The organism is Plantactinospora sp. KBS50 (assembly GCF_002285795.1).
In the GTDB taxonomy this organism is placed as follows: Bacteria; Actinomycetota; Actinomycetes; order Mycobacteriales; family Micromonosporaceae; genus KBS50.
On record NZ_CP022961.1, the window covers coordinates 6,408,411 to 6,432,475 of the forward strand.

Below are 24,065 nucleotides of genomic sequence, written 5' to 3' on the forward strand. Positions count from 1 at the left end.
ATCCGGCCCGGGACCCCGGACAGGTCTCAGACGGCCGCGCTGAGCTGCTCGGCGAGCAGTCGGGCGAATCGCGCCGGGTCCTTCAACTCGCCGCCCTCGGCCAGCAGTGCCATGCCGTACAGCAGTTCGGCGGTACGCCCCAGCGCCTCTTCGTCGCCGCCCTGCTCGTGCGCCTTGCGCAACCCGCCGACCAGCGGGTGCGTCGGGTTCAGCTCCAGGATCCGCTTGCTGGGCGGCAGTTCGTGCCCCATCGCCCGGTAGATCCGCTCCAGGTTCGGCGTCAGGTCCTGGGCGTCGCCGACCACGCACGCCGGGGAGGTGGTCAGCCGGGTGGACAGCCGCGCCTCCTTGATGTCCTCGGCCAGGCGCTCACCCAGCCAGGTCAGCAGCGGTTCGAACTCCTTCTGCCGCTCCTGTAGCTCGGTCTCCGCGGCCTTCTTCTCGTCCTCGGTCTCCAGGTCGATCTGGCCCTTGGCGATGGACCGCAGTGGCTTGCCGTCGAACTCGCCGACCTGCTCGACCCACACCTCGTCCACCGGGTCGGTGAGCAGCAGCACCTCGTACCCCTTGGCCCGGAACGCCTCCAGGTGCGGCGAGTTCTCCACCGCCGAACGCGTCTCGCCGGTGAGGTAGTAGATGTCGCTCTGGCCGTCCTTCATCCGCTCGACGTACCCGCGCAGCGTGGTGAGCTGCTCCGCGTCGTGCGTGGAGGCCGCCGAGATGAGGTCCAGGAGCGTCTCGCGGTTGTCGACGTCCTCGACCAGGCCCTCCTTGAGCGCCTTGCCGAACTCGGCCCAGAAGGTGCGGTACCGCTCGGGCTGCTTCTCCCGCATCTCCTTGAGGGTCGACAGCACCTTGCGGACCAGCCGCCGGCGGACCGCCTGGATCTGCCGGTCCTGCTGGAGGATCTCCCGGGAGATGTTCAGCGACAGGTCGTGCGCGTCCACCACGCCCTTGATGAACCGCAGGTAGTTCGGGGTGAGCGCCTCGCAGTCGTCCATGATGAAGACGCGCTTGACGTACAGCTGCACGCCCCGCTTGCCCTCGCGGGCGAACAGGTCGAACGGCGCGTGCGCGGGGATGAACAGCAGCGCCTCGTACTCGAAGGTCCCCTCGGCCCGCATGTGGATCACTTCGAGCGGGTCGGTCCAGTCGTGGCTGACGTGCTTGTAGAACTCGTGGTACTCGGCCTCGTCGACCTCGTCGCGGGACCGCGCCCAGAGCGCCTTCATCGAGTTGAGCGTCTGGACCTCGCGGGTCGGCTCGCCGGGCGAACCGTCCTCGCCGGGCTCACCGGGCCGCTCCACGGTCATCCGGATGGGCCAGGAGATGAAGTCCGAGTACCGCTTGACGATCTCCCGGATCTTCCATTCGGCGGTGTAGTCGTACAGGTGGTCCTCGGGGTCCGCGGGCTTGAGATGCAGGGTGACCGTCGTGCCCTGCGGCGCGTCGTCGGCCTGCTCGATCTCGTACGTCCCCTCGCCCGCCGACTCCCAGCGGGTGCCGGTGCTCTCCCCGGCTCGCCGGGTCAGCAGGACGACCTTGTCCGCCACCATGAAGGTGGCGTAGAAACCGACCCCGAACTGCCCGATCAGCTCCTGCGGGGCGCCGCCGTCATTCGATTCCCGCAGCTTGCGCAGCAATTCCGCGGTGCCGGACTTGGCGATCGTGCCGATCAGTTGCACGACCTCGTCACGGGACATTCCGATGCCGTTGTCCCGGACCGTGAGCGTCCGCGCCTGCGCATCGACCACCAACTCGATGTGCAGGTCGGAGGCGTCGACGTCCAGGTCCTTGTCGACCATCGAGGCGATGCGCAGCTTGTCCAGCGCGTCGGAGGCGTTGGAGATCAACTCACGGAGGAAGATGTCTTTGTTGGAGTAGATCGAGTGCACCATCAGCTGGAGCAGCTGGCGCGCCTCTGCCTGGAACTCCAACGTCTCGCGGTTACTCACGATATTCCCTTCTCATGTCCGGGCGTGCACGCCGGAAAGGATACGAGCATCCGCACCGGTCCGTCACACAGGGCCAGCACGGGTTGGCACAGCGTCCGCCGATACGCAGGTGGGGCAGGGTCCGAAGAACGACAGATGCACGGCCGCGCCCATTGACACAGGCCGCTGCCAGCGGCGCGGCGACCGGTGGCCGGCCCGGGCGCGGGTTCCGGAGGTCCAGCTGTCGGTCAGGTGCGCCTCGGGCCACCCGATCCACCGCCTTCGCTGACTATTGTGGGGGCCGGAAGGCCGATGGTAGAAGGGAACGGCGATGCGGCTGTGCTGATCGGGGAGCGCTACCGGTTGCTACGCCTGGTGGGCCAGGGCGGCATGGGTCGGGTCTGGCTCGCCCGCGACGAGGTGCTGCACCGGGACGTCGCCGTCAAGGAGGTCATCCTGCCGGACTGGCTGGGCGGCGAGGAGCAGGATCGGCTGGTCGCCCGCACGCTGCGGGAGGCGCGGATCACCGCCCGGCTCAACCATCCGAACGTGGTGAGCGTGCACGACGTGGTGAGCGTCGACTCCACGCCGTGGATCGTGATGGAGTACGTGCCGTCCCGCTCCCTCCAGGACATCCTGGACGGCGGTCCGGTGTCACCGCGCCGGGCCGCGCAGATCGGCCAGGCCGTGCTCTCCGCCCTGATCGCCGCGCACCGGACCGGTGTCGTGCACCGGGACGTGAAGCCGGGCAACGTGCTGATCGCCGACGACGGCCGGGTGTTGCTCACCGACTTCGGGCTGGCCACCTTCGACGACGGCCGGGACGGAATCACCCGCTCCGGCATGATCATGGGCTCGCCCGAGTACGTGGCGCCGGAGCGGGCCGCGGAGGGCGCCTCCACCCCGGCCACCGATCTGTGGTCGCTGGGCGCCACCCTGCACGCGGCCGTCGAGGGCAGATCCCCGTACGCCCGGTCGACCGCGATGGCGACGCTCACCGCGCTGGCCACCGCCCCGCCCGATCCGGCGCCCAACGCCGGGCCGCTGGCCCCGGTCCTGGCCGGGCTGCTGCGCCGGGATCCGGCCCGGCGGATCGGCGCGGGCGAGGTGGAGCGGCTGCTGGAGGGCGCGCTGGACAGCACCGCGATGGACGATCAGCCGACCCTCGCCGACTGGTCCGGGGTGGGCGCACGTCTTGCCGCGATCGTCCGGAGCGAGGTGAAGACGGGTCCCGAGTGGGCGGAGCTGAGCGCGGCGTCCGAGTCGGGCAACCGGCCGGTCCGCTCCCGTACCGAGCGGATCCGCCCGCCCGAGCCGGTGCCGACGCCGCCGCCCGCGCACTCCCGCCGGTGGTGGATGCTGTCGGTGGGAACCGCGGCGGTGGCCGTGGTGCTGGCCGCGGTCGGCACGGCCCTGATTGTCAACTGGGGCCGCGATGACCTGCCGGTGGTCCCGGCGAGCCGGGGTGCCGAGACGCCGCCCGACCCGAACGACCCCAACCCCCTGCCCGGCGGGCGGCCGGGCCGCCCGGGGCAGGAGCCGCCGCCGGGGGTACCCCCACCGCCGTTCGCCTGCATCCGCCCGGGGCTGACGGAGAAGGTGATCGCCGCCGAACCGCCGCCGGCCGGCGAGAGCCTTCCGCCGCCCGACGGTTGGACCTGGTATCTGGACAGCGGCGGATTCCGGTTGGTCGTGCCGGTCGGTTGGGTGCACTTCCACGACCAGAACGTCTCCTGCTTCCAGGACCCGCGGTCCAGCCGGACGATCAGCGTGGACCCCAACACCCCGGCGGAGCTGGCCAGCGACGACCCGGTCGGCCTGCTGCGAGGCGAGGAGCGCCGCGGGATCAACGGGGGCGTGCTGCCCAACTACCAGAAGCTGAGCCTCGCCCGGACGTCGGGGCGGATCGGCGCCGAGTGGGACTTCCTCTGGACGGCCCCGTACGGGGAACGGCTGCACAGCCTGCGGATGGTCACCGGCCCGTTGAACGGGCGCGCGTACACCCTGTGCTGGGTGGGGCCGGACGACGGCTGGGCGGCGGACCAGGACGGCGTGGCCGCGCTGCGGGCCAGCTTCCACCCGGCGTGAGGCCCCGGGCCGAAGTCCCCGGTCGAGCCGAGGACCGCGACCCGGGCCCTGATGTCCGGCGGGGTCCGGGCCGGCCGTGCGGTCGGCCCGGACACGGTGCTCAGGCGAGGTCGAACCGGTCCAGGTTCATGACCTTGTCCCACGCAGCCACGAAGTCGCGGACGAACCGCTCCTTCCCGTCGTCGCACCCGTAGACCTCGGCGATGGCCCGCAGTTCGGAGTTGGCGCCGAAGACGAGGTCTACGGCGGTCGCCGTCCACCTGGTCTTGCCGGTGGCCACGTCCCGACCCTCGTACACGTTCTCCGCCGAGCCGGACGCCGTCCACTCCGTGCCCAGGTCGAGCAGGTTCACGAAGAAGTCGTTGGTCAACGTCTCGGGCCGGTCGGTCAGTACGCCGTGCCGGGCCGAGCCGACCCCGGCGTTCAACGCCCGCATGCCACCGACCAGCGCCGTCATCTCGGGCGCGGTAAGCGTCAGCATGTTGGCCCGGTCCAGCAGCCGGATCTCCGCCGGGAGCTTCTCGCCGGCCCGCAGGTAGTTGCGGAAGCCGTCGGCGGTCGGTTCGAGCACCGCGAACGACTCCGGGTCGGTCTGCTCCTGGCTGGCGTCGGTACGCCCCGGGGTGAACGGCACCGTGATGTCGTGACCCGCGGTGCGCGCCGCCCGCTCGACGGCCGCGCAGCCGGCCAGCACGATCAGGTCGGCCAGCGAGATCCTGGTGCCGTCGGAACGGGAGTCGTTGAACTCCCGCTGGACCCGCTCCAGCGTCTCCAGCACGGTGGCCAGCTCGGCCGGCTCGTTGACCTCCCAGTTGCGCTGGGGTTCCAGGCGGATCCGGGCCCCGTTGGCCCCGCCGCGCTTGTCGGTGCCGCGGAAGCTGCTGGCCGACGCCCATGCGGTGCGGACGAGTTGCGAGATGAACAGCCCCGACTCCAGGATCCGGTCCTTGAGCGCGGCGATGTCCTCGGCCCCGACCGGGTCGTGATCGACGGCCGGTACGGGGTCCTGCCACAGCTGCGGCTCGGGGATCCACGGGCCGAGGTAGCGGGAGACCGGTCCCATGTCCCGGTGCAGCAGCTTGTACCAGGCCTTGGCGAACGCGTCCGCGAGCTGGTCCGGGTTCTCCAGGAACCGCCGCGAGATCTGCTCGTAGGTCGGGTCCATCCGCAGCGCGAGGTCGGTGGTGGCCATGAACGGGGCGTGCCGGACCGACGGGTCGTGCGCGTCGGGCACCGCGTCCGAGCCGGCGCCGGCCTTCGGCTTCCACTGCTTGGCGCCGGCCGGGCTCTCGGCCAGCTCCCACTCGTACCCGAACAGGGTCTCGAAGAAGCTGTTGTCCCAGGTGATCGGGGTGGGCGTCCAGGCGCCCTCCAGCCCGCTGGTGATGGTGTCCTTGCCCTTGCCGCTGCCGTAGGTGTTCTTCCAGCCCAGACCCTGGCTCTCCACCGGCGCGCCCTCGGGCTCCGGGCCGACGTACTCGGCCGAGGCGGCGCCGTGGGTCTTGCCGAAGGTGTGTCCGCCGGCGATGAGGGCGACCGTCTCCTCGTCGTTCATCGCCATCCGCCGGAAGGTCTCCCGGATGTCCCGGGCCGCGGCGAGCGGGTCCGGGGTGCCGTTGGGACCCTCCGGGTTCACGTAGATCAGACCCATCTGTACGGCGCCGAGCGGGCCGGAAAGCTGCCGGTCACCGCTGTAGCGCTCGTCGCCGAGCCAGGTGTCCTCGGGACCCCAGAAGACCTCCTCGGGCTCCCAGACGTCCTCCCGGCCGAAGCCGAAGCCGAAGGTCTTGAAGCCCATCGACTCCAGTGCGCAGTTGCCGGCGAAGACCAGCAGGTCGGCCCAGGAGATCTGCTGGCCGTACTTCTGCTTGACCGGCCAGAGCAGCCGCCGCGCCTTGTCCAGGTTCGCGTTGTCCGGCCAGCTGTTCAGCGGTGCGAAGCGCTGGGCGCCGGCGCCACCGCCACCGCGGCCGTCGGCGATCCGGTACGTCCCCGCGGAGTGCCAGCTCATCCGGATGAAGAGCGGACCGTAGTGGCCGTAGTCGGCCGGCCACCAGTCCTGCGAGGTGGTCATCACCTCGTTGATGTCCCGCTTGAGCGCCTCGACGTCGAGGTCCTTGAACTTCTCCGCGTAGTCGAAGTCCCCGCCCAGGGGGTTGGACCGGGGGGAGTTCTGGCGCAGGACGGCCAGGTTCAGCTGGTTCGGCCACCAGTCCTGGTTGGTCCTGGGCTTGTCCGCCCGGGGCTTCGGGGCGGGGATTACTGGGTTTTCGCTCTCGCTGCCGCGATCAGACACGTCGGTCCTTCTCCCTGTCTGCTGTCTATTCCGGTGGCCTCGGGGCCGGCGGCGGCACCTCCCGAGGTCTGTCCCACTCCTCTGGAATGAATCAAGTATAGGCGGACCTCGCGCCGCCTCGTGCCCGCCCCGGGAAAGCTCGGTCGGTGGCCGAAAGGTCGCCGAAACTTTCGGCCTCCCAGCTCCGCTGCGATCCGGAGCAAGCCACCAGCCATGGCCGATCATCTATCGGCACTCCTGTCGACCACCCATCCAGCAGCGGAGACCTCCAACTGAACGATCGATAACCGGCATCGGGGTTTCGCAAACTTTCCGAGACTCGTTGACAGCGACTCGCCGACGGACCCATACTGCGGCCATCGATAGATGTCGAAGTATGTCGATCCAACGGAAGAGGAAGCGCAGCGATGAATGACGTTCCTGCCCGCACAACGAGCCGCCGACGCGGCCGGCTGCGGCTACTCACCGGCGGCGCCTGTGCCGTGGCGCTCGTCGTGACCGCCGCGATCCTGCCCGGCACCGCCAGTGCGGCCATCACCTCCAACCAGACCGGCACCAACAACGGCTACTTCTTCTCCTTCTGGACCGACGGCGGCGGCTCGGTCTCCATGGACCTCGGCTCCGGCGGCAACTACAGCACCACCTGGAGCAACGTCGGCAACTTCGTCGCCGGCAAAGGCTGGAAACCCGGCACCCGCCAAACCGTCACCTACTCCGGCAGCTTCAACCCCTCCGGCAACGCCTACCTCGCCCTCTACGGCTGGACCAGAAACCCCCTCGTCGAGTACTACATCGTCGACAACTGGGGCACCTACCGACCCACCGGCACCTACAAAGGCACCGTCACCAGCGACGGCGGCACCTACGACATCTACGAAACCACCCGCTACAACGCCCCCTCCATCGAAGGCAACCAAACCTTCAACCAATACTGGAGCGTCCGCCAATCCAAAAAAACCGGCGGCACCATCACCACCGGCAACCACTTCGACGCCTGGGCCAGCCACGGCATGAACCTCGGCAGCCACGACTACCAGATCCTCGCCACCGAGGGCTACCAGAGCAGCGGAAACTCCAACATCACCGTGGGCTCCACCAGCTCGCCGACGACGGCCGCCCCCACCACGGCCGCGCCGACCACCGCCGCACCGACCACCGCCGCACCGACCACGGCCGCGCCCACCAGCCCGCCGGGCGGGAGCGGGTGCAGCGCCACCTACTCGACGGTCAACAGCTGGCAGGGCGGCTTCCAGGCGAACGTGACCGTGGCCAACAGCGGATCCGGCACGCTGAACGGCTGGACGGTACGCCTCACCCTGCCCGGCGGGCAGGCCATCAGCAGCCTGTGGAACGGCGTGAACAGCGGCACGAGCGGCGCGGTCACGGTCAGCAACGCGTCGTACAACGGCACGCTCGCACCGGGCGCCAGCACCACGTTCGGATACACCGGAACCGGCGACGGGTCGGCCACGCCCAGCGGCATCAGCTGCACCAGCCCCTGACGGCCGTCGCCAACCGCGTCGATCCCGCGGTTGTGGCGGCCAGCCGAAACCCGGTCCGGGTCCCGGCCGCGCCCGGCCCAACCGCGGGGTCGACGGGACCCGGCCGACGGGGGTGTGGAGTCAGGTCGGCCGGGTCCCCACCGGTCCGGGTTCGTAGCCGTACAGCCAGGCGGTGGCCCGCTCGTAGAACAGCGGCAGGAACAGCCGCATCAGCACCGCCTGGCCGTGCCGGCGGACCGGACCGGCCCGCTTCGCACCCCGGTTGTCCTCGGCCGTGCCGAGCAGCTTGACGACCCGCGGCCGCCGCCGGGCGTCGTACGCCCGCAGCGCGGCGCCCACGGTCGGCTCGTCCCGCAACGCGACGGCCAGCGCCACGGCGTCCTCGATCGCCATCGAGGCGCCCTGTCCCGCGCCGACCGGGTGGGCGGCGTCGCCGACCAGGACGATCCGGTCGCTGTGCCAGGTCGGCACCGGATCGACGGCGTGCATCAGCACCACCGGGTCCAGTCCGGTGGTGGCCGCGATGACCGCGGACGGCACCGCCTCGCGCCGGTACAGCTCGGCGGTACGCGCCAGCCACTGTTCCGCGCTCCGGGCGCTGCGCTCGGGTGGCACCGGGTCGGCGATCTGCGCCTGCCACCACACCGCACCGTCGGCCGCGGCCAGATGGATGAACGCACCGCTGCGGCCGAACGTCATGTTGAACACCCCCGGCTCGATGCCGCTCGCCGCGGACACGCCGGAGATCGCGTAGAGCCCGGCGTACTCCGGACGCGGCGCCGCCGGATCGAGCAGCCCGCGCACCACAGACCAGATGCCGTCGGCCGCCACCAGCAGGTCGGCGCTCTCCCGCCGGCCACCGGCGAACTCGGCACACACCCCGTGCGCGGTCTCGGTGACGTCGACCAGCCGCTCGCCGGTCAGGATCCGGGCTCCGGCGTCGGTCGCGGCGCTACGCAGCGTCGCCACCAGCCGCTCGCGGCGCAACGTGACGCTGTGCAGCGGATCGGCCCGGCGCCGGCCGCGCGGCACGTCACCGAGCAGCCGGCCGCCGGCCGACCACATCCGTTGCCGGGGGATGTCGACGCCCGCGGCCCGGACCTGCGCGAGGCAGCCCAGCCGGTCCAGCCCGCGCAGCCCGTTGCTGGCCAGGCTGAGGAACGCGCCGACCGCACCGGCCGGATCCTCGTACGCCTCGTACCCGGTCACCTCGGCGCCGATCCCGCGCAGCGCCAGCGCCGTGGCGGCCCCGGCCACGCCCCCGCCGATCACGATGATCCGCATGCCCACCGCTTTCTGAATCTTGATTCACTGAATCTCATTTCAGTGAAAGCATGTTCGATACGCTGGCACCCGTCAAGCCCGATACGGCGGAAAGGAGTGCCGATGCCCGAGCGCGGCTCGGCGGCCGGACGCCCCTCCGACTCCGGCAGCGGCACCACCGGCAGCGGCAGCAGCACCGGCAGCGGCAGCAGCACCGGCGGCGGCACCGGCACCCGCCGGGCCAGGGCGGCGGCGACCCGGGTGGCGTTGCTGGAGGCTGCGAAGCGGCTGTTCGGCGAGCGCGGCTACCTGAACACCAAGATCACCGACATCACCGCGGCGGCCGGTCGGGCCACGGGTTCGTTCTACGAACACTTCGCCAGCAAGGAGGAACTGCTCCGAGCCCTGCTCGGCGAGTTGGAGGAGGCCGCGGACGCCCACCTGGCAGACCGGGACCATCCGCGGGACCACGACCTGACCGACCGGACCCAGCTGCGCGACCACCTGCTGACCGCCTGGACGGTGCTGCGCCAGCACCGGCCCGTCACGGTCGCGCTGTTCCAGTCGACGGTCGCCGAGGACCCCGCCACCGGTCGAGCCTGGCGGGACCTGGTCGAGCAGACCGGCGTGCTGCGCGAGCACCTGGAGTACCTGCGCGACCGCGGGCACCCGGTGCCGGACGACCCCGAACTGGTCGCGGCGGCCATGGGGGCGATGCTCTCGATGCTCAACTACGCCATGCCGGCCACCGGGCCGGCAGGCGGCGACGAGCGGACCGTCGACACCCTCACGGACCTGCTGCTCTACGGACTGACCGGACCCCGGTCAGAAGACTGACCGGCCCGGACCGCCCGATCCGGAAAGACCGCCGACCCGGGCCGCGCGCCGCCCGACATCCCGACGAACCACGTGTATTAGGATAGCCTTCCCTAAGAGGCGATTACCTCGCCACTCGACGGAGGCGGGATGCGGCTGTACCTCACCGCGCTGAACCCCACCGACGCCGTCCTGGAGGGATTCCTTCCCGCCGCGGCCTCGCTCGGGTTGCCGGTCACCGTGCTGACGGACCGACCCGACGAGTGGCCGGCCGGCGTACCGGTGACGCGCTGCGCGGTCCGCGACCCCGCGGCGGTGGCCGCGGCCGCGGCCCGGCCCGCGGCGCTTGCGTCCAACAGCGACCACCTCCAGGAGGCGACCGCGATCGCCGCCCGCAAGCTCGGCCTGCCCGGCAAGGATCCGGAGGCGGCCCGGCTCTGCAAGGACAAGGCCGCCACCCGCCGGGCGATCGCCGCGGCCGGCCTCGACCTGGTCGGCTGCGCCACGATCGACCCCGGCGCCGAACCCCGGGTACCGGCCGGACTCTTCCCGGCGGTGCTCAAGCCGCGCACCGGAGTGGCCAGCGAGGACGCCTACCTGGTGGCCGACGCGCGCGAGCTGACCGCCCGGGTCGCCGAGATCCGCGGCCGCCGGCCGGAGACCGCGCTGGTGGTCGAGGAGTACCTCGCGGGTGAGCTGCGCACCCACGAGACGCTCGGCGACGGCGCGGCGCTGGCCGGCATCGGCGGATGGCGCACCGGCCTCGGACCGCCACCGACCTTCGTCGAGGTCAGCCTCGACTGGGCACCCGGCCCGGACGAGGACGGCGCCCAGGTGCGGAGCCGGCTCGACGCGCTCGGCGTCGGATTCGGCGCCTGCCACACCGAGTACGTCGTCCAGGACGGTCGGGTCCGGCTGATCGAGGTGAACTACCGGCTGATCGGCGACCGGATGGACCTGATCCTCGCCGACCTGCTCGGGGTGCCGCTGTTCGAGTACGTCATCCGCCTGCACCTCGGGGAGCCGCTGGCCGCGCTCCGGCTGCCCGACCCCGCCGCCGTCGACCGGTACGCCCGGGTCGAGTACGTCTGCGCCGACCGCCCGGGCCGGCTCGACGAGGCCCCCGGCCGGCTCGACACCCGGCGGGGCGAGGTCGCGCTGGGCTGCCGCCCGCTGCGCGAGCCGGGCCGGGTGGCCGAGCTGACCGGCACCAACCGGGACTTTCTCGCGGCCCTGCACGGCATCGGCCCCGGTCCGGAGGCGGTCCGGGACGCGCTGCGGTACTTCCGGCGCGACCTGCGATGGACGATCATCGAGTGATCGACGAGAGCGAACGGACGGTGTTCTCGCGGGTGCTGGACGCCCTGCTGCGCGAGGATCACCTCGGCCTGCTCAGCCGCGGCCGGCCGGGCGGCCCCGGCTGGTGGGAGGTGCCGCACTCCGCCGGCCTGCTGCGGATCCCGGTCCGCGCGGACGGCTTCCAGCAGGCGTTCCGCACCGCCCGCGCCGCGCTGCGGGTGCTGCCCGCGACCGGCTCCGCACGCACCGTGGACACCCTGGACGGCCTGCTGGCGCTGCTCGCGCCGCACGACGACGCGGAGGCGGTGGCCGGTTGGCGGGAGTTCACCGCCGAATGCCGGGAGGACCTTCGGGCGCGGCGGCTGGCCGCCGACCGGCGGCGCCGGGTGTTCGCGACCGTGGCCGCGGCCCGCACGGGCGTACGGACCGGCATGCCGGCGGCGCTGCTCGACGACGTACTCGCCGCCCACGCCGGCCATCCGGTCTACCCCACCGACCGCTGCCGGCACGGGATCGGCGACGAGGACCTGCTGCGGTACGCCCCGGAGCACGCCCCGGTCTTCGACCTGTGCTGGTACGCCGCGCCCGCCGCCGACGTGCGGCTGCACGGCGAACTGCCGGCCTGGTGGCCCCGCTCGCGACGGGCCGACCGGATGCTGCTGCCGGTGCATCCGCTGACCGCGGCCCGGCACGGGCTGCCGGTGCACGCCCGGCCGGCCGTCCCGGTGCGGCCGACCCTCTCGATGCGGACGGTGGCGCTCGTGGCCGACCCGTACACCCATCTGAAGCTGCCGCTGCCGACCGCGACCCTCGGCGCCCGCAACCTGCGCTCGCTGCGTCCGGACACCCTCGCCGACGGCGCGGCGGTGGCCGGGCTGCTCGACCGGATCGCCGCCGCGGAGCCGGCCTTCGCCGGCCGGATCCGGCACGCCGACGAGCGCACCCACGGGCAGGTCGGCGACGACGAACGGCTCGGCTTCCTGCTGCGACGGTTCCCGGCCGACCTGGCCGGGTGCCAGGTGGTGCCGGTCGCCGCCCTCGCCGCCGCCGACCCCGAGGCCGGCACCGTGCTCGAACGGGTCGCCGCCGGCCGGCCCGAGGCACTGCTGGATTCGTACCTGGACCTGCTGCTGGACTGGCACACCTGCCTGTGGCTGCGGCACGGGGTGGCCCTGGAGGCCCACCCGCAGAACATCCACCTGCTGATCGGCCCGGACGGCGACGTGGGCCTGCTCTACAAGGACAACGACGGCGCCCGGCTCGATCCGCGGCACCGCGGCCCGGCCGGGCTAACCCTGCGGGACGACCGGATGTGGGTCCGCGACCCGGGCGAGCTGGCGGACGTGTTCACCACCATCACCCTGCACCTGGCCGCCGCGGCGCCGCTGCTCGCGCTGACCGCCCGGGGGCTGCGGGTACCGGCACCGGCCGCCGCGCTGCTGCCCCGGCTGGTCGCCGCCCGGGACCGGTGGGGCGACGGGCCGGGCGCACGGCTGTTCACCGACCGGGTGTTGCGGGCCGCCCGGCTGCCGGTGAAGGCGATGGTCACCGCCGGCACCCTGCTGCCCAAGCAGCGGCTCGGCTGCGCCGACGTCAACAAGTACTACCGGCTCACCGGCCCGAACTACCTGCGGGAGACGACATGACGGGTACCGGGTTGCGCTACCGGCAGCGCGTCGACACGGACCGCCGGGCGGATCTGGCCGCCGCGCACGCCGTGCTCGGTTGCCTGGTCCGCGAGGTCGCCCTGCCCGACGGCGACCTGCGGGTCGACGGCGGCGAGGCCCGGCTGTGGTTGCGGCACACCGGCGAGACGCTGCGCTGTGCCGTGGCGCGCGTCTCGCCGCTCGGCGCGCACCGCTACGCCGGTCCGGTGCAGCGCCGGGACGGCGGGTCAACCCAACACCGGGACGGCGGGGCCACCCAGCGCCGGGACGGCGGTGGCGGGTGGACGGACCTCGACGCCACGGGGCTGGCCGCGCTCGTCGCGGCGGAGCTCACGGCCCGCACCGGCCGGCCGAACGAGGAGTTCCTCGGCCAGGTGCGGTCCAGCCGGGACACCGTGGCCAGCCTGCTGGCCGACCGGCCACCGGCGGATCCCACCCCCACCGGCGATCCCGCCATCGACGCGTACGTCGAATCCGAGCAGTCCCTGCTGTTCGGCCACCCGCACCACCCGGCCCCGAAGTGGCGGGGCGGCGGACCGGACGGCTGGCGGGCGTACGCGCCGGAGCTGCGGACCGCGTTCCGGCTGTGCTGGCTCGCGGTCCCGGAGGACCTGGCCGCGGACGCCGGACCCGCCGACCGGCTGCTGGCGGCGCTCGACCCGCCGCGACCGCCGGCCGGTCACCGGGTGCTGCCGGTGCATCCCTGGCAGTTGGCGCTGGTCCCGCCGGCGCATCCCCGGGTCCGGGTGCTCGGCCCGGCCGGCGTGCCGGTGCGGCCGACGGCCAGCGTCCGGACGCTCTACTGTGCACCCGCCGACCTGTTCGTCAAGACCAGCCTGCACGTGCGGATCACCAACTGCCTGCGCAAGAACGCCCGCTACGAGCTGACCGGCGCGGTCGCGCTGACCCGGTTGCTGTCCCGGGTGCCGCTGCCGCCCGGGGTCGCGCTGCTCACCGAGCCCGCGTACCGCACGGTCGATCTCCCGGGCGCCGACGAGGCGTACGGCACGATCCTGCGTACCGGCCTGCGACCGCACCTGGGGCCGGGCGAGACGCCGCTGCTGGCCGCGGCGCTGGCCGCCGGGCCGCTGCCGGCGGCCGACCCGGTGGCCTGGTGGCGGGCGTACGCCGGACTGCTCGTGCCGGCGGTGCTGGGCGCCTGGCTTCGCCACGGCGTCGTGCACGAGGCGCACCTGCAGAACGTGGTGGTGGTGCTGGACTCCGAACGGCGTCCGGTGCGGATGCTGCTGCGTGACCTGGAGGGGGTGAAGCTGGACACCGGCCGCTGGACCGCCTGGCCACAGGACGTGCCGCCGCAGGTCGGCTACCCGCCGCGGGACGCCCGGCACCGCATCCTCTACTGCCTGTTCGTCAACCACCTGGCCGGGATCTGCGGCGCGCTCGCCGACGCGCGGCCGGGGATCGAGCCGGCGCTGTGGCGGGAGCTGCGCGGCATCGTCGCGGCGGTGGCCGCCGGGCTGGGCGACCCGCCCGAGCTGCGTGCCCTGCTGGCCGGGGAGCCGCTGGTGGCCAAGGCCAACCTGCTGGTCCGGTGGCGGCGCGACGCCGACCGGGCGGCGCCGTTCGTGGCCGTGCCGAACCCGTTCGGGGCGCCGCGGTGACCCGGCCGGTCTACGTCCACGACCTTGACGGGCTGGCCGCGCACGTGCGGTCCATCCGGGCGGCGCTGCCGTCCCGGGTCGAGCTGCTCTATGCGGTCAAGGCGAATCCGGATCCGGACGTGCTGCGCACGCTCGCCCCGACCATCGACGGGTTCGAGACCGCCAGCCGCGGGGAGCTGCGGCGGCTGGCCGAGGTGCTGCCCGGCCGGGCGCCGGCGGCGTACGCCGGTCCCGGCAAGACCGACGAGGATCTCGCCGCGGCCCTCGCCGCGGGAGTGCGCCGGATCCATGTCGAGTCGCCGGCCGAGCTGCGCCGGTTGGGCGCGCTGGCCGTGGCCGCGGGGACACCGGCGCAGGTGCTGCTCCGGGTGAACCTGCCGGTGGACGTCCCCGGCGCGGTGCTGGTGATGGGCGGCCGGCCGAGCCCGTTCGGGATGGAGCCGGCCGAGGCGGTGCAGTGCGCCCGCCGGCCACCGGCGGGGATCGAGGTGCGGGGGGTGCACGCGCATCTGGCCAGCGGGCTGGACGCCCCGCTCGCCGGCGCGGTCGCCGCGGCGGTCGTCGACTGGTCGGTCGCCGAGGTCGGCGCCGCCGAGGTCGACGTCGGCGGCGGGATGGCGGTCGACTACGCGGACCCGGCGGCGCGGTTCGACTGGACGGCGTACGGGGCGATGCTGGGCGACATCCTCGACGCGCACCCGCGGCTGCGGCTGCGCATCGAGCCGGGCCGGTCGGTCACCGTCTACTGCGGGGCGTACCTGACCGAGGTGATCGACGTGAAGCGGTCCCACGGCGAGTGGTTCGTGGTGGTGGCGGGCGGCACGCACCACCTGCGCACGCCCGCGGCGAAGGGTCATCCGCAACCGTTCACCGTGCACCGCCGGCCGACCACCGGCCCGGCCGGCACCACCGGGCCGGTGAGCGACGGCGGGCCGGTCACCGTGGTCGGCCAGCTGTGCACGCCGAAGGACGTGCTGTCCCGATCGAGCACCGCCGGGCCGATCGGGGTCGGCGACGTCCTCGTCTTCACGATGGCCGGGGCGTACGCCTGGAACATCAGCCACCGCGACTTCCTGCTGCACGACCCGCCGGAGTTCCGGATCGGCGACCCGCGGCGGATCGCCGCGCAGTGGGCGGCCCGGCCCGGTGACCGACCCGGTCAGGAGCCGCCCGGCGGCGGCTGACCGGCGCTCGTCGCGACGAGCAGGGACAGCTCGCGGACCACCTCGTCCATGGACTGCCCGCTGCCGGCCCGGACCAACCCGAGGGCCAACTCGGCCAGGAGGTAGAAGCCGAGGGTACGGGCCTGTTCGCTGGGAAAGGCGGCCAGGAGTTCCTCGGCGCCGGCGAGGTCACCGCGGTGTTTGGCCGCGATGACCCCGGCGGCGCGTTGGACCAGCTCCGCCGCGGCCGGGGTGGGTCCCGTCACGCCGGTCAGGGCCGCGGGCTGGTGGCGCGGGCGGCGTCGAACCGGGCCGTCACGTCGGACCAGTTGACCAGCTCCCAGAGCCGGTCCACGTAGTCCGGGCGGACGTTCTTGTACTGCAGGTAGTAGGCGTGCTCCCAGGCGTCGAAGACCAGCAGCGGCACCGAGCCCTGCCCGACGTTGCCGTGGTGGTCGTACACCTGCTCGATGATCAGCCGCTGGCCGAGCGGTTCCCAGGCCAGCACGCCCCAGCCGGAACCCTGCACGCCCTTGGTGGCCGCCGACAGCTGCCCGGCGAACGCGTCGAAGGAGCCGAGGTGCTCGTCGATCGCCGCGGCCAGTTCGCCGTCCGGCCGGCCGCCCCCATCCGGGGACAGGTTGCCCCAGAAGATGGTGTGCAGCACGTGCCCGGACAGGTTGAACGCGTACGTCTTCTCCAGCCCGACGAGCCGGGCGAAATCCCCCTTCTCGCGGGCCTCGGCGAGCTGGTCGAGGCCGTCGTTGGCGCCCTTGACGTACGCGGCGTGGTGCTTGCTGTGGTGCAGCTCCAGGATCTGCCCGGACATGGCCGGCTCCAGTGCGCCGTAGTCGTAGGGCATGTCGGGCAGGTTGTAGACCGCCATCGGGATTCCTTCCGGTGATACTGCCTTGCTTTGGTTGTTGCCACTATCTTGCAACAAGGCCCGACCGATGGTGGGAGGCGGGCACGATTCACGGCGGGCACGGTTTGCCTCCGGGCCGCCGCCGGGTAGGAAAATCCCCGATAGCCGACCAAACGCCGAGGGACGGGGGATCCACATGAAAGCCACCAGCCAGCAGCGCGTCCGCACCGCCGTCGCCTGTGCGGCCGGCGTGGCGGCCGTCCTGCTCGGCGGCGCCGCCTGCACCTCCACGGACCAGCCGCCCACCGCCACCGGCACGACGCCGGCCAGCACCGGAAGCACCGCCGGCACCCCCTCGGCCGGTGTCACGGACTCCGCAGCACCCTCCCCCGGCGGGCATTCCGGCGGCACGGCCGGGACGGCCGAGTGCAAGAGCCCGCAACTGACCGTCGCCCTCGGCGAAAGCGGCGGCGCCACCGGCCACTGGGCGCAGGTGCTGCTGTTCACCAACACCGGACCGGCGGCCTGCAACCTGCAGGGCTACCCCGGCGTGGCCGGCCTCGACCCGTCGGGCAAGCAGCTCGCCCAGGCCAGCCGGACCCCCGCCGGCTGGGCCGGCGGGCTGAGCAGCCAGTCCGGGACGCCACCGCTGGTCAAGCTGGCGGCCAAGGGCGGCGTCGCCTCGGCCATGCTGGAGGGCACCAACATCCCGAGCGGGGACGCCACCGACTGCCCGGAGTACAAGGGGCTGCTGGTCACCCCGCCCGACGAGACCCACTCGGTCCGGCTCGCCGGCGGCGGCCGGGGCTGCGACGGCTTCCAGATCCACCCGGTGGTACCGGGTCGGGACGGCACCGAGCGCGAGTAAGGCCGACACGCCGACACAGCATCTGGTGTATGACTCCACCAAGCCACCCATATATAGTGTCGATCGCAGCTGGTTCGGCCGTCCAGCCAGGACGGCCGGGGTGACAGGGAATCCGGTGCGAAACCGGAACTGCCCCGCAGCGGTGAGTGGGAACGACCGCCGCCAACACGCACTGGACCGCACGGTCTGGGAAGCGACGGCCAGTAGGAACGCGTACGACGCCCACGAGTCCGAAGACCTGCCAGCGCGCCGCCCGCAGCCGCGGGCGGCGGTCGGAGGCCGCGCGGGACGGCCGACGCCATCAACCGGACCGGCGGCAGCCTGCCACCGGTGACCGGTGGCGTCCTCCCGCGCCCACCGACCTCGGGCACAGGGCGTGAGGAGGGGGACATGACCACGACGCGCGAGCAGGCAGCACCCGATCGGGTGGCACCGGAGCAGCGCCGGCATGTGATGCAGGTCCGCAAGCGCAACGGGGACACCGAGCCGGTCGACGTCAACAAGATCGTCAGGGCGGTCGAGCGCTGGGTGGCCGACCTGGACGAGGTTGATCCGCTCCGGGTGGCCACGAAGACGATAAGCGGCCTCTACGACGGGGCGACCACCGCCGAGCTGGACAAGCTGTCCATCCAGACCGCGGCCGAGCTGATCGGCGAGGAGCCGCAGTACTCCAGGCTCGCGGCGCGGCTGCTTGCCGCGTACGTGGAGAAGGAGGTCCGCGGGCAGCAGGTGGCCAGCTTCAGCCAGTCCATCCGGTACGCCCACCAGCAGGGTCTGATCGGGGACGACACGGCCGCCTTCGTGGCCCGCAACGCCCGCAAGCTCGACGACGCCGTTGACCCGGCCGGCGACCTGCGGTTCGAGTACTTCGGCCTGCGTACCGTCGCCGACCGGTACCTGCTGCGCCACCCGGAGTCGCGGCTGGTGGTGGAGACCCCGCAGTACTGGCTGCTGCGGGTGGCCTGCGGGCTGTCCGAGACGCCGGCCGAGGCGATCGGGTTCTACCGGCTGATGTCGTCGCTGGCCTACCTGCCCAGCTCACCGACGCTGTTCAACTCGGGTACCCGGCACACCCAGATGTCCTCGTGCTTCCTGGTGGACTCGCCGCGCGACGAGTTGGACTCGATCTACGAGCGGTACCACCAGGTTGCCCGGCTGTCGAAGTTCTCCGGCGGCATCGGCATCTCCTGGTCGCGGGTGCGCGGGCGGGGAGCGCTGATCCGCGGCACGAACGGCCGGTCGAACGGCATCGTGCCGTTCCTCAAGACCCTCGACGCGGGGGTGGCGGCGGTCAACCAGGGCGGCCGGCGCAAGGGCGCGGCCTGCGTCTACCTGGAGCCGTGGCATCCGGACATCGAGGAGTTCCTGGAACTGCGGGACAACACCGGCGAGGACTCCCGGCGCACCCACAACCTCAACCTGGCCAACTGGATCCCGGACGAGTTCATGCGCCGGGTCGAGGCGGACGGCGACTGGTCGCTGATCGACCCGTCCGACGCGCCGGACCTGCCGGACCTGTTCGGCGAGGAGTTCGACGCCGCCTACCGGGTCGCGGAGAAGAAGGCCGTCCGCACGGTCAAGGCCCGGGACCTGTACGGGCGGATGATGCGCACCCTCGCCCAGACCGGCAACGGGTGGATGACGTTCAAGGACCCGTCGAACCGGCTGTCGAACCAGACCGGCGTGGCCGGCAACACGATCCACCTGTCCAACCTGTGCACCGAGATCCTGGAGGTGAACAACGACGACGAGACCGCGGTCTGCAACCTGGGCTCGATCAACCTCGGCGCGCACGTGTCCGCCGACGGCGTCGACTGGGCGCGGCTGCGCGACACCGTCCGCACCGCGGTGGTGTTCCTGGACCGGGTGATCGACATCAACTACTACCCGGCCCCGCAGGCGGGCGCGTCCAACCCGCGCTGGCGCCCGGTCGGGCTCGGGCTGATGGGCCTGCAGGACGCGTTCTTCACGCTGCGCCTGCCGTTCGACTCGGCGGCGGCCCGCGAACTGTCGACCCGGGTGCAGGAGGAGATCTTCCTCACCGCGCTGGAGACCTCCGCCGGGCTCGCCGAACGGTTCGGCCCGCATCCGGCGTACGCGCAGACCCGCGCCGCCCGCGGCGACCTGCATCCGGACCTGTACGGCGTTGAGCCCGCCCAGGCCGACCGGTGGACGGCGCTGCGCGCCCGGGTGGCGGCGCACGGCCTGCGGAACTCGCTGCTGATCGCCATCGCGCCGACCGCGACGATCGCCTCGATCGCCGGCTGCTACGAGTGCATCGAGCCGCAGGTGTCCAACCTGTTCAAGCGGGAGACGATGTCCGGGGAGTTCCTCCAGATCAACACCTATCTCGTCCGCGAGCTGAGGGCCCGCGGGCTGTGGACCGCGCCGATCCGGGAGCAGATCAAGCGCGCCGAGGGATCCGTGCAGGGCATCGCCGAACTGCCCGAGGACGTCCGGGAGCTGTTCCGCACCGCCTGGGAACTGCCGCAGCGGGCGCTGATCGACCTCGCCGCCACGCGGGCGCCGTACATCGACCAGTCGCAGTCGCTGAACCTGTTCATGAGCGCGCCGACCATCGGCAAGCTGTCCTCGATGTACCTGTACGCCTGGAAGTCCGGGCTGAAGACGACCTACTACCTGCGGTCGCGCCCGGCGACCCGGATCCAGCAGGCCACCGTCGCCATCGCTCCGGTCGGCAAGCCGATCGTCGCGGTGAGCGACGATGCGGCGCTGGCCTGTTCCCTGGAAAACCCCGAGAGCTGCGAGGCATGCCAGTGACCACCGTCTCCGACCCGCACACCTCCGACCCGCACACCTCCGACCCGGACGCCGACACCGACGCCGGCGCGCCGGCCCGGCAGCTGCTGCTCGACCCCGGCATGGACCTGACCCTGCGACCGATGCGCTATCCGCACTTCTTCGACCGCTTCCGGGACGCCATCAGGAACACCTGGACCGTCGAGGAGGTCGACCTGCACTCCGACCTCGCCGACCTGGCCCGGCTCTCACCCGCCGAGCAGCACCTGGTGTCCCGGCTGGTGGCCTTCTTCGCCACCGGCGACACCATCGTGGCCAACAACCTGGTGCTGAACCTCTACCAGCACGTCAACTCCCCGGAGGGCCGGCTCTACCTGTCCCGGCAACTGTTCGAGGAGGCCGTGCACGTCCAGTTCTACCTGAACCTGCTGGACACCTACGTGCCGGACGAGCAGGAACGCTTCGCGGCGTTCGCCGCCATCGAGAACATCCCGTCCATCCGGCGCAAGGCGGAGTTCTGCTTCCGCTGGATCGACTCGATCTTCGAGCTTCGGGAGCTGAAGACCCGGGCGGACCGGCGGGCGTTCCTGCTCAACCTGATCTGCTTCGCCGCCTGCATCGAGGGCCTGTTCTTCTACGGCGCCTTCGCCTACGTCTACTTCCTGCGCTCCCGTGGCCTGCTCAACGGGCTCGCCTCCGGCACCAACTGGGTGTTCCGCGACGAGTCGATGCACATGGCGTTCGCCTTCGACGTGGTCGACACGGTACGGCGCGAGGAACCGGACCTGTTCGACGCCGAGATGCAGCAGCAGGTCCGGGACATGCTCGCCGAGGCCGTGGAGTGCGAGGTCCAGTTCGCTGCCGACCTGCTGGAACAGGGCGTCTCCGGGATGTCGCTGGCCGACATGCGGGAGTACCTGCAACACGTGGCCGACCGCCGGCTGGCCGTGCTCGGCATCGAGCCGATGTACGGCAGTCGCAACCCGTTCGCGTTCATGGAGCTTCAGGACGTCCAGGAGTTGTCGAACTTCTTCGAACGGCGGGTGTCGGCGTACCAGGTCGGGGTGGTGGGCAGCGTCACCTTCGACGACGACTTCTGACCCCGGGGTTGCGGGGCCGGGCACCGGCCCCGCAACCGGCCCGGCAACCCGCCCGTCCCGGAGTACGGGCGTGCCGGTCCGATCCGCCCGATGACCCCTAGCATGGACGACGGTGCTGGTTCGCCGCGGCAGCAACGGCCGCGGCGTCGTAAGAGGGAACCCGGTGGGAAACCGGGACTGCCCCGCAGCGGTGAGTGGGAACGACCGCCGTCATCACGCACTGGACCGCACGGTCTGGGAAGCGACGGCCAGTAGGCGACCGTCACGGTCACGCCCGCGAGTCCGAAGACCTGCCCGCACCGCGTACACCAACCCGGTGTGCGCCGCCAACGGTCCCTCGGGAGGATCGGGGCGGAAGCCGGCACGCCGTCGTCGTGCCTCTTCCCTCCGGCTCCCGGGAGTCCCGGGCACTTCGAGGGAAGGACGCCATGGGTACCACTTTCGGCCAGAGCACCGTGCTCGGCTATCCGCGCATCGGCGGGAACCGCGAACTCAAGCGGATCGTCGAGGACCACTGGGCGGGCCGGATCGACGCCGACGAGCTGGCGACGGCCTCGGCCGCGCTGCGGGCACAGGTCTGGCGGACGCTTCGGGACGCCCGGCTGGGCTCGATCCCGTCCAACACGTTCTCCCACTACGACCACGTACTCGACACCGCCGTCGCGGTCGGTGCGGTCCCCCGGCGCTTCGCCCGGCTCGGACTCTGCCCGCTCGACACCTACTTCGCGATGGCCCGCGGCGTGGACGCCGAGCCGGCGCTGGAACTGACGAAGTGGTTCGACACGAACTACCACTATCTCGTCCCCGAGATCGACGACGACACGGCCTTCACGGCCGATCCGCAGAAGGCGCTGCGCGAGTACCACGAGGCCCGCGAGCTGGGCATCGAAACCCGACCGGTGCTGGTGGGTCCGGCCACCCTGCTGCTGTTGAGCAAGTCCGGCACGCCGGGCGGCCGGCCGCTGGACCGGCTGCCGGAACTCATCGACGCGTACGCGGACATCCTGGGGGCGTTGGCCGGCGCCGGGGTGCGCTGGGTGCAACTGGACGAGCCGGCCTACGTCGGGGACCGCGATCCGGCGGAAGTCACCGCGCTGCGCGACGCCTACGCCCGGCTGTGCGCGGTACGGGAGCGGCCCGCCATCTTCGTCGCGTCGTACTTCGGGGAACTGGGCGACGCGCTGCCCGCGCTGCTGGACACGCCGGTCGAGGCCATCGGGCTGGACCTGGTCGCCGGGCCGGGCAACCTGCGCCGGCTGGCCGGCGCCGGTCCGTTGCGCGGCAGGACGATCGTGGCCGGGCTGGTGGACGGCCGCAACGTCTGGCGCACCGACCTGCGCGCGGCGGTCGCCGCCGGCGCGGTGGTCGCCGGGCTCGCCGATCACGTCTCGGTCGCCACCTCCTGCTCACTGCTGCACGTGCCCGTGGACCTGTCGGTCGAGACCGGCCTGGCACCGGAGCTGCGGGATCGGCTCGCCTTCGCCCGGCAGAAGGTCGACGAGGTCGTCCTGCTCGGCCGGGCGCTGCGCGACGGCGGCACGTCGCTGCCCGCGCCCCCGCCGCCGGCTCCGGCGCAGTGGCGCGACGACAGCGTGCGCGGCCGGCTGGCCGCGCTGCGGCACTCCGACCGACGCCGGTCCGCCTATCCGCAGCGCGCGGCGGCGCAGCAGGCCCGGCTGAACCTGCCGCCGCTGCCGACCACGACCATCGGGTCGTTCCCGCAGACCGCCGAGCTGCGTCGGGCCCGCGCCGAGCACCGGGCCGGCCGGCTCGACGAGGCCGGCTATGTGGCCCGGATGCGCGCCGAGGTCGAGCACGTCATCCGGTTCCAGGAGCGGCTCGGTCTGGACGTGCTGGTCCACGGCGAGCCGGAACGCAACGACATGGTCCAGTACTTCGGCGAGCAGCTCGACGGCTTCGCCGCGACCGCGCACGGCTGGGTGCAGTCGTACGGGTCCCGCTGCGTCCGCCCGCCGATCATCCACGGCGATGTGGCCCGGCGGGCGCCCATGACCGTCGGCTGGTCCACGTACGCGCAGTCGCTGACCGACCGTCCGGTCAAGGGCATGCTCACCGGGCCGGTGACGATCCTGGCGTGGTCGTTCGTCCGCGCCGACCAGCCGTTGGCCGACACCGCCGACCAGGTCGCGCTCGCGCTACGGGACGAGTGCCGGGACCTGGAGGCGGCCGGCATCCGGGTGATCCAGGTCGACGAGCCCGCGCTGCGCGAGACGCTCCCGCTGCGCCGGAGCGAGCAGCAGGCGTACCTGGACTGGGCGGTCGGGGCGTTCCGGCTGGCCACCAGCGGTGTCGCCGACGGCACCCAGATCCACACCCACCTGTGCTACTCCGAGTTCGGCGCGGTCATCACCGCCATCGACGCGCTCGACGCCGACGTGACGAGCATCGAGGCGTCGCGCTCCCGGATGGAGGTTCTCGACGACCTGGCCGCGGTCGGCTACCGCCGCGGGGTGGGACCGGGGGTGTGGGACATCCACTCGCCCCGGGTCCCGGCCCGGGGCGAGGTCGTCGAGGCGCTGCGTCGGGCCGCCGCGGTGGTGCCGCCCGAGCGGCTGTGGGTGAATCCGGACTGCGGCCTCAAGACGCGCGGATATCCCGAGGTCGAGGCGTCCCTGGAACACCTGGTGTCCGCCGCCGACGAGGTGCGCGTCGGCGGGCCGGTCGGCACGCTCCCGGACCGGCCCTGACTTTCGGTACAGCCTTGCCCACCGGGCGTGATCGCAATAATATTCGTTGCTGTCTATCTGATGCGATCCCGCCCCCGGTCCGGTCCGGCGCCGCACGCGCCGGGCCGGACCCGG

Annotated in this window: 16 protein-coding genes and 2 riboswitches; of the genes, 11 read left to right on the forward strand and 5 right to left on the reverse strand. The window is 72.5% G+C overall.

Annotated elements, in window-relative coordinates; genetic code table 11:
- Nucleotides 1-26: 26 nt before the first annotated feature.
- Nucleotides 27-1,898, reverse strand: coding sequence for a molecular chaperone HtpG (gene htpG / locus CIK06_RS27785; RefSeq protein ID WP_232534388.1), 1,872 nt, complete (start codon nt 1,896-1,898; stop codon nt 27-29).
- A gap of 375 nt (nt 1,899-2,273) precedes the next feature.
- Here htpG and CIK06_RS27790 point away from each other — a divergent pair, with 375 nt between their 5' ends.
- Nucleotides 2,274-4,022 (forward strand): serine/threonine-protein kinase, encoded by a 1,749-nt coding sequence (locus tag CIK06_RS27790; RefSeq protein ID WP_369916050.1) that lies wholly within the window; start codon nt 2,274-2,276, stop codon nt 4,020-4,022.
- Nucleotides 4,023-4,122: 100 nt separating this feature from the next.
- Here the strand turns inward: CIK06_RS27790 and katG are convergent, their stop codons facing one another.
- Nucleotides 4,123-6,318: a catalase/peroxidase HPI gene (katG, locus tag CIK06_RS27795; protein ID WP_095567269.1), complete on the reverse strand. Its 2,196-nt coding sequence runs from the start codon at nt 6,316-6,318 to the stop codon at nt 4,123-4,125.
- A 407-nt stretch (nt 6,319-6,725) separates the two neighbouring features.
- Here katG and CIK06_RS27800 point away from each other — a divergent pair, with 407 nt between their 5' ends.
- On the forward strand, nt 6,726-7,820 hold the full coding sequence (locus CIK06_RS27800) for a glycoside hydrolase family 11 protein (RefSeq protein WP_095567270.1): 1,095 nt from the start codon (nt 6,726-6,728) through the stop codon (nt 7,818-7,820).
- A 120-nt stretch (nt 7,821-7,940) separates the two neighbouring features.
- Here the strand turns inward: CIK06_RS27800 and CIK06_RS27805 are convergent, their stop codons facing one another.
- Entirely contained in the window at nt 7,941-9,104 is a 1,164-nt protein-coding gene (locus tag CIK06_RS27805) for an NAD(P)/FAD-dependent oxidoreductase (RefSeq protein WP_095568194.1), read from the reverse strand.
- A gap of 102 nt (nt 9,105-9,206) precedes the next feature.
- Between CIK06_RS27805 and CIK06_RS31770 the strand changes: the two genes are divergently transcribed.
- The 5 genes from CIK06_RS31770 to CIK06_RS27830 all read left to right on the forward strand — a co-directional run bounded on the left by CIK06_RS31770 (nt 9,207) and on the right by CIK06_RS27830 (nt 15,671).
- Nucleotides 9,207-9,920 (forward strand): TetR/AcrR family transcriptional regulator, encoded by a 714-nt coding sequence (locus CIK06_RS31770; RefSeq protein ID WP_095568195.1) that lies wholly within the window; start codon nt 9,207-9,209, stop codon nt 9,918-9,920.
- A 129-nt stretch (nt 9,921-10,049) separates the two neighbouring features.
- Complete coding sequence (locus tag CIK06_RS27815; RefSeq protein ID WP_095567271.1) at nt 10,050-11,219, forward strand: acetyl-CoA carboxylase biotin carboxylase subunit family protein; 1,170 nt, start codon at nt 10,050-10,052, stop codon at nt 11,217-11,219.
- Entirely contained in the window at nt 11,216-12,844 is a 1,629-nt protein-coding gene (locus CIK06_RS27820) for an IucA/IucC family protein (RefSeq protein WP_095567272.1), read from the forward strand. The genes CIK06_RS27815 and CIK06_RS27820 overlap by 4 nt, the downstream gene beginning before the upstream one ends.
- Complete coding sequence (locus CIK06_RS27825) at nt 12,841-14,487, forward strand: IucA/IucC family siderophore biosynthesis protein (RefSeq protein ID WP_095567273.1); 1,647 nt, start codon at nt 12,841-12,843, stop codon at nt 14,485-14,487. The genes CIK06_RS27820 and CIK06_RS27825 overlap by 4 nt, the downstream gene beginning before the upstream one ends.
- Nucleotides 14,484-15,671 (forward strand): alanine racemase, encoded by a 1,188-nt coding sequence (locus CIK06_RS27830; protein ID WP_095568196.1) that lies wholly within the window; start codon nt 14,484-14,486, stop codon nt 15,669-15,671. The genes CIK06_RS27825 and CIK06_RS27830 overlap by 4 nt, the downstream gene beginning before the upstream one ends.
- Here CIK06_RS27830 and CIK06_RS27835 read toward each other — a convergent pair.
- Both CIK06_RS27835 and CIK06_RS27840 read right to left on the reverse strand, forming a co-directional pair.
- Nucleotides 15,647-15,916 (reverse strand): superoxide dismutase, encoded by a 270-nt coding sequence (locus CIK06_RS27835; protein WP_095567274.1) that lies wholly within the window; start codon nt 15,914-15,916, stop codon nt 15,647-15,649. The genes CIK06_RS27830 and CIK06_RS27835 overlap by 25 nt on opposite strands.
- A gap of 5 nt (nt 15,917-15,921) precedes the next feature.
- Nucleotides 15,922-16,536: a superoxide dismutase gene (locus tag CIK06_RS27840; RefSeq protein ID WP_095567275.1), complete on the reverse strand. Its 615-nt coding sequence runs from the start codon at nt 16,534-16,536 to the stop codon at nt 15,922-15,924.
- A 175-nt stretch (nt 16,537-16,711) separates the two neighbouring features.
- Between CIK06_RS27840 and CIK06_RS27845 the strand changes: the two genes are divergently transcribed.
- From CIK06_RS27845 to metE, 4 genes are all read left to right on the forward strand, one after another.
- Complete coding sequence (locus tag CIK06_RS27845; RefSeq protein WP_157756980.1) at nt 16,712-17,383, forward strand: DUF4232 domain-containing protein; 672 nt, start codon at nt 16,712-16,714, stop codon at nt 17,381-17,383.
- A 53-nt stretch (nt 17,384-17,436) separates the two neighbouring features.
- Nucleotides 17,437-17,644: riboswitch (cobalamin riboswitch) on the forward strand.
- A gap of 129 nt (nt 17,645-17,773) precedes the next feature.
- Complete coding sequence (locus CIK06_RS27850; protein ID WP_095567277.1) at nt 17,774-20,164, forward strand: ribonucleoside-diphosphate reductase subunit alpha; 2,391 nt, start codon at nt 17,774-17,776, stop codon at nt 20,162-20,164.
- A 101-nt stretch (nt 20,165-20,265) separates the two neighbouring features.
- The gene (locus CIK06_RS27855) at nt 20,266-21,243 is read left to right on the forward strand and encodes a ribonucleotide-diphosphate reductase subunit beta (protein ID WP_095568197.1); all 978 of its coding nucleotides are present in this window, start codon (nt 20,266-20,268) and stop codon (nt 21,241-21,243) included.
- Nucleotides 21,244-21,342: 99 nt separating this feature from the next.
- Nucleotides 21,343-21,556, forward strand: a riboswitch (cobalamin riboswitch).
- A 115-nt stretch (nt 21,557-21,671) separates the two neighbouring features.
- Complete coding sequence (metE, locus tag CIK06_RS27860) at nt 21,672-23,951, forward strand: 5-methyltetrahydropteroyltriglutamate--homocysteine S-methyltransferase (protein WP_095567278.1); 2,280 nt, start codon at nt 21,672-21,674, stop codon at nt 23,949-23,951.
- The last annotated feature ends 114 nt before the right edge of the window (nt 23,952-24,065 follow it).

Coding starts and splice junctions, on each gene's coding strand:
- htpG (WP_232534388.1), bottom strand. CDS start 1,898: ATGGTGCACTCGATCTACTCCAACAAAGACATCTTCCTCCGTGAGTTG.
- CIK06_RS27800 (WP_095567270.1), top strand. CDS start 6,726: ATGAATGACGTTCCTGCCCGCACAACGAGCCGCCGACGCGGCCGGCTG.
- CIK06_RS27805 (WP_095568194.1), bottom strand. CDS start 9,104: ATGCGGATCATCGTGATCGGCGGGGGCGTGGCCGGGGCCGCCACGGCG.
- CIK06_RS31770 (WP_095568195.1), top strand. CDS start 9,207: ATGCCCGAGCGCGGCTCGGCGGCCGGACGCCCCTCCGACTCCGGCAGC.
- CIK06_RS27815 (WP_095567271.1), top strand. CDS start 10,050: ATGCGGCTGTACCTCACCGCGCTGAACCCCACCGACGCCGTCCTGGAG.
- CIK06_RS27825 (WP_095567273.1), top strand. CDS start 12,841: ATGACGGGTACCGGGTTGCGCTACCGGCAGCGCGTCGACACGGACCGC.
- CIK06_RS27840 (WP_095567275.1), bottom strand. CDS start 16,536: ATGGCGGTCTACAACCTGCCCGACATGCCCTACGACTACGGCGCACTG.
- CIK06_RS27845 (WP_157756980.1), top strand. CDS start 16,712: ATGAAAGCCACCAGCCAGCAGCGCGTCCGCACCGCCGTCGCCTGTGCG.
- CIK06_RS27850 (WP_095567277.1), top strand. CDS start 17,774: ATGACCACGACGCGCGAGCAGGCAGCACCCGATCGGGTGGCACCGGAG.
- CIK06_RS27855 (WP_095568197.1), top strand. CDS start 20,266: ATGGACCTGACCCTGCGACCGATGCGCTATCCGCACTTCTTCGACCGC.
- metE (WP_095567278.1), top strand. CDS start 21,672: ATGGGTACCACTTTCGGCCAGAGCACCGTGCTCGGCTATCCGCGCATC.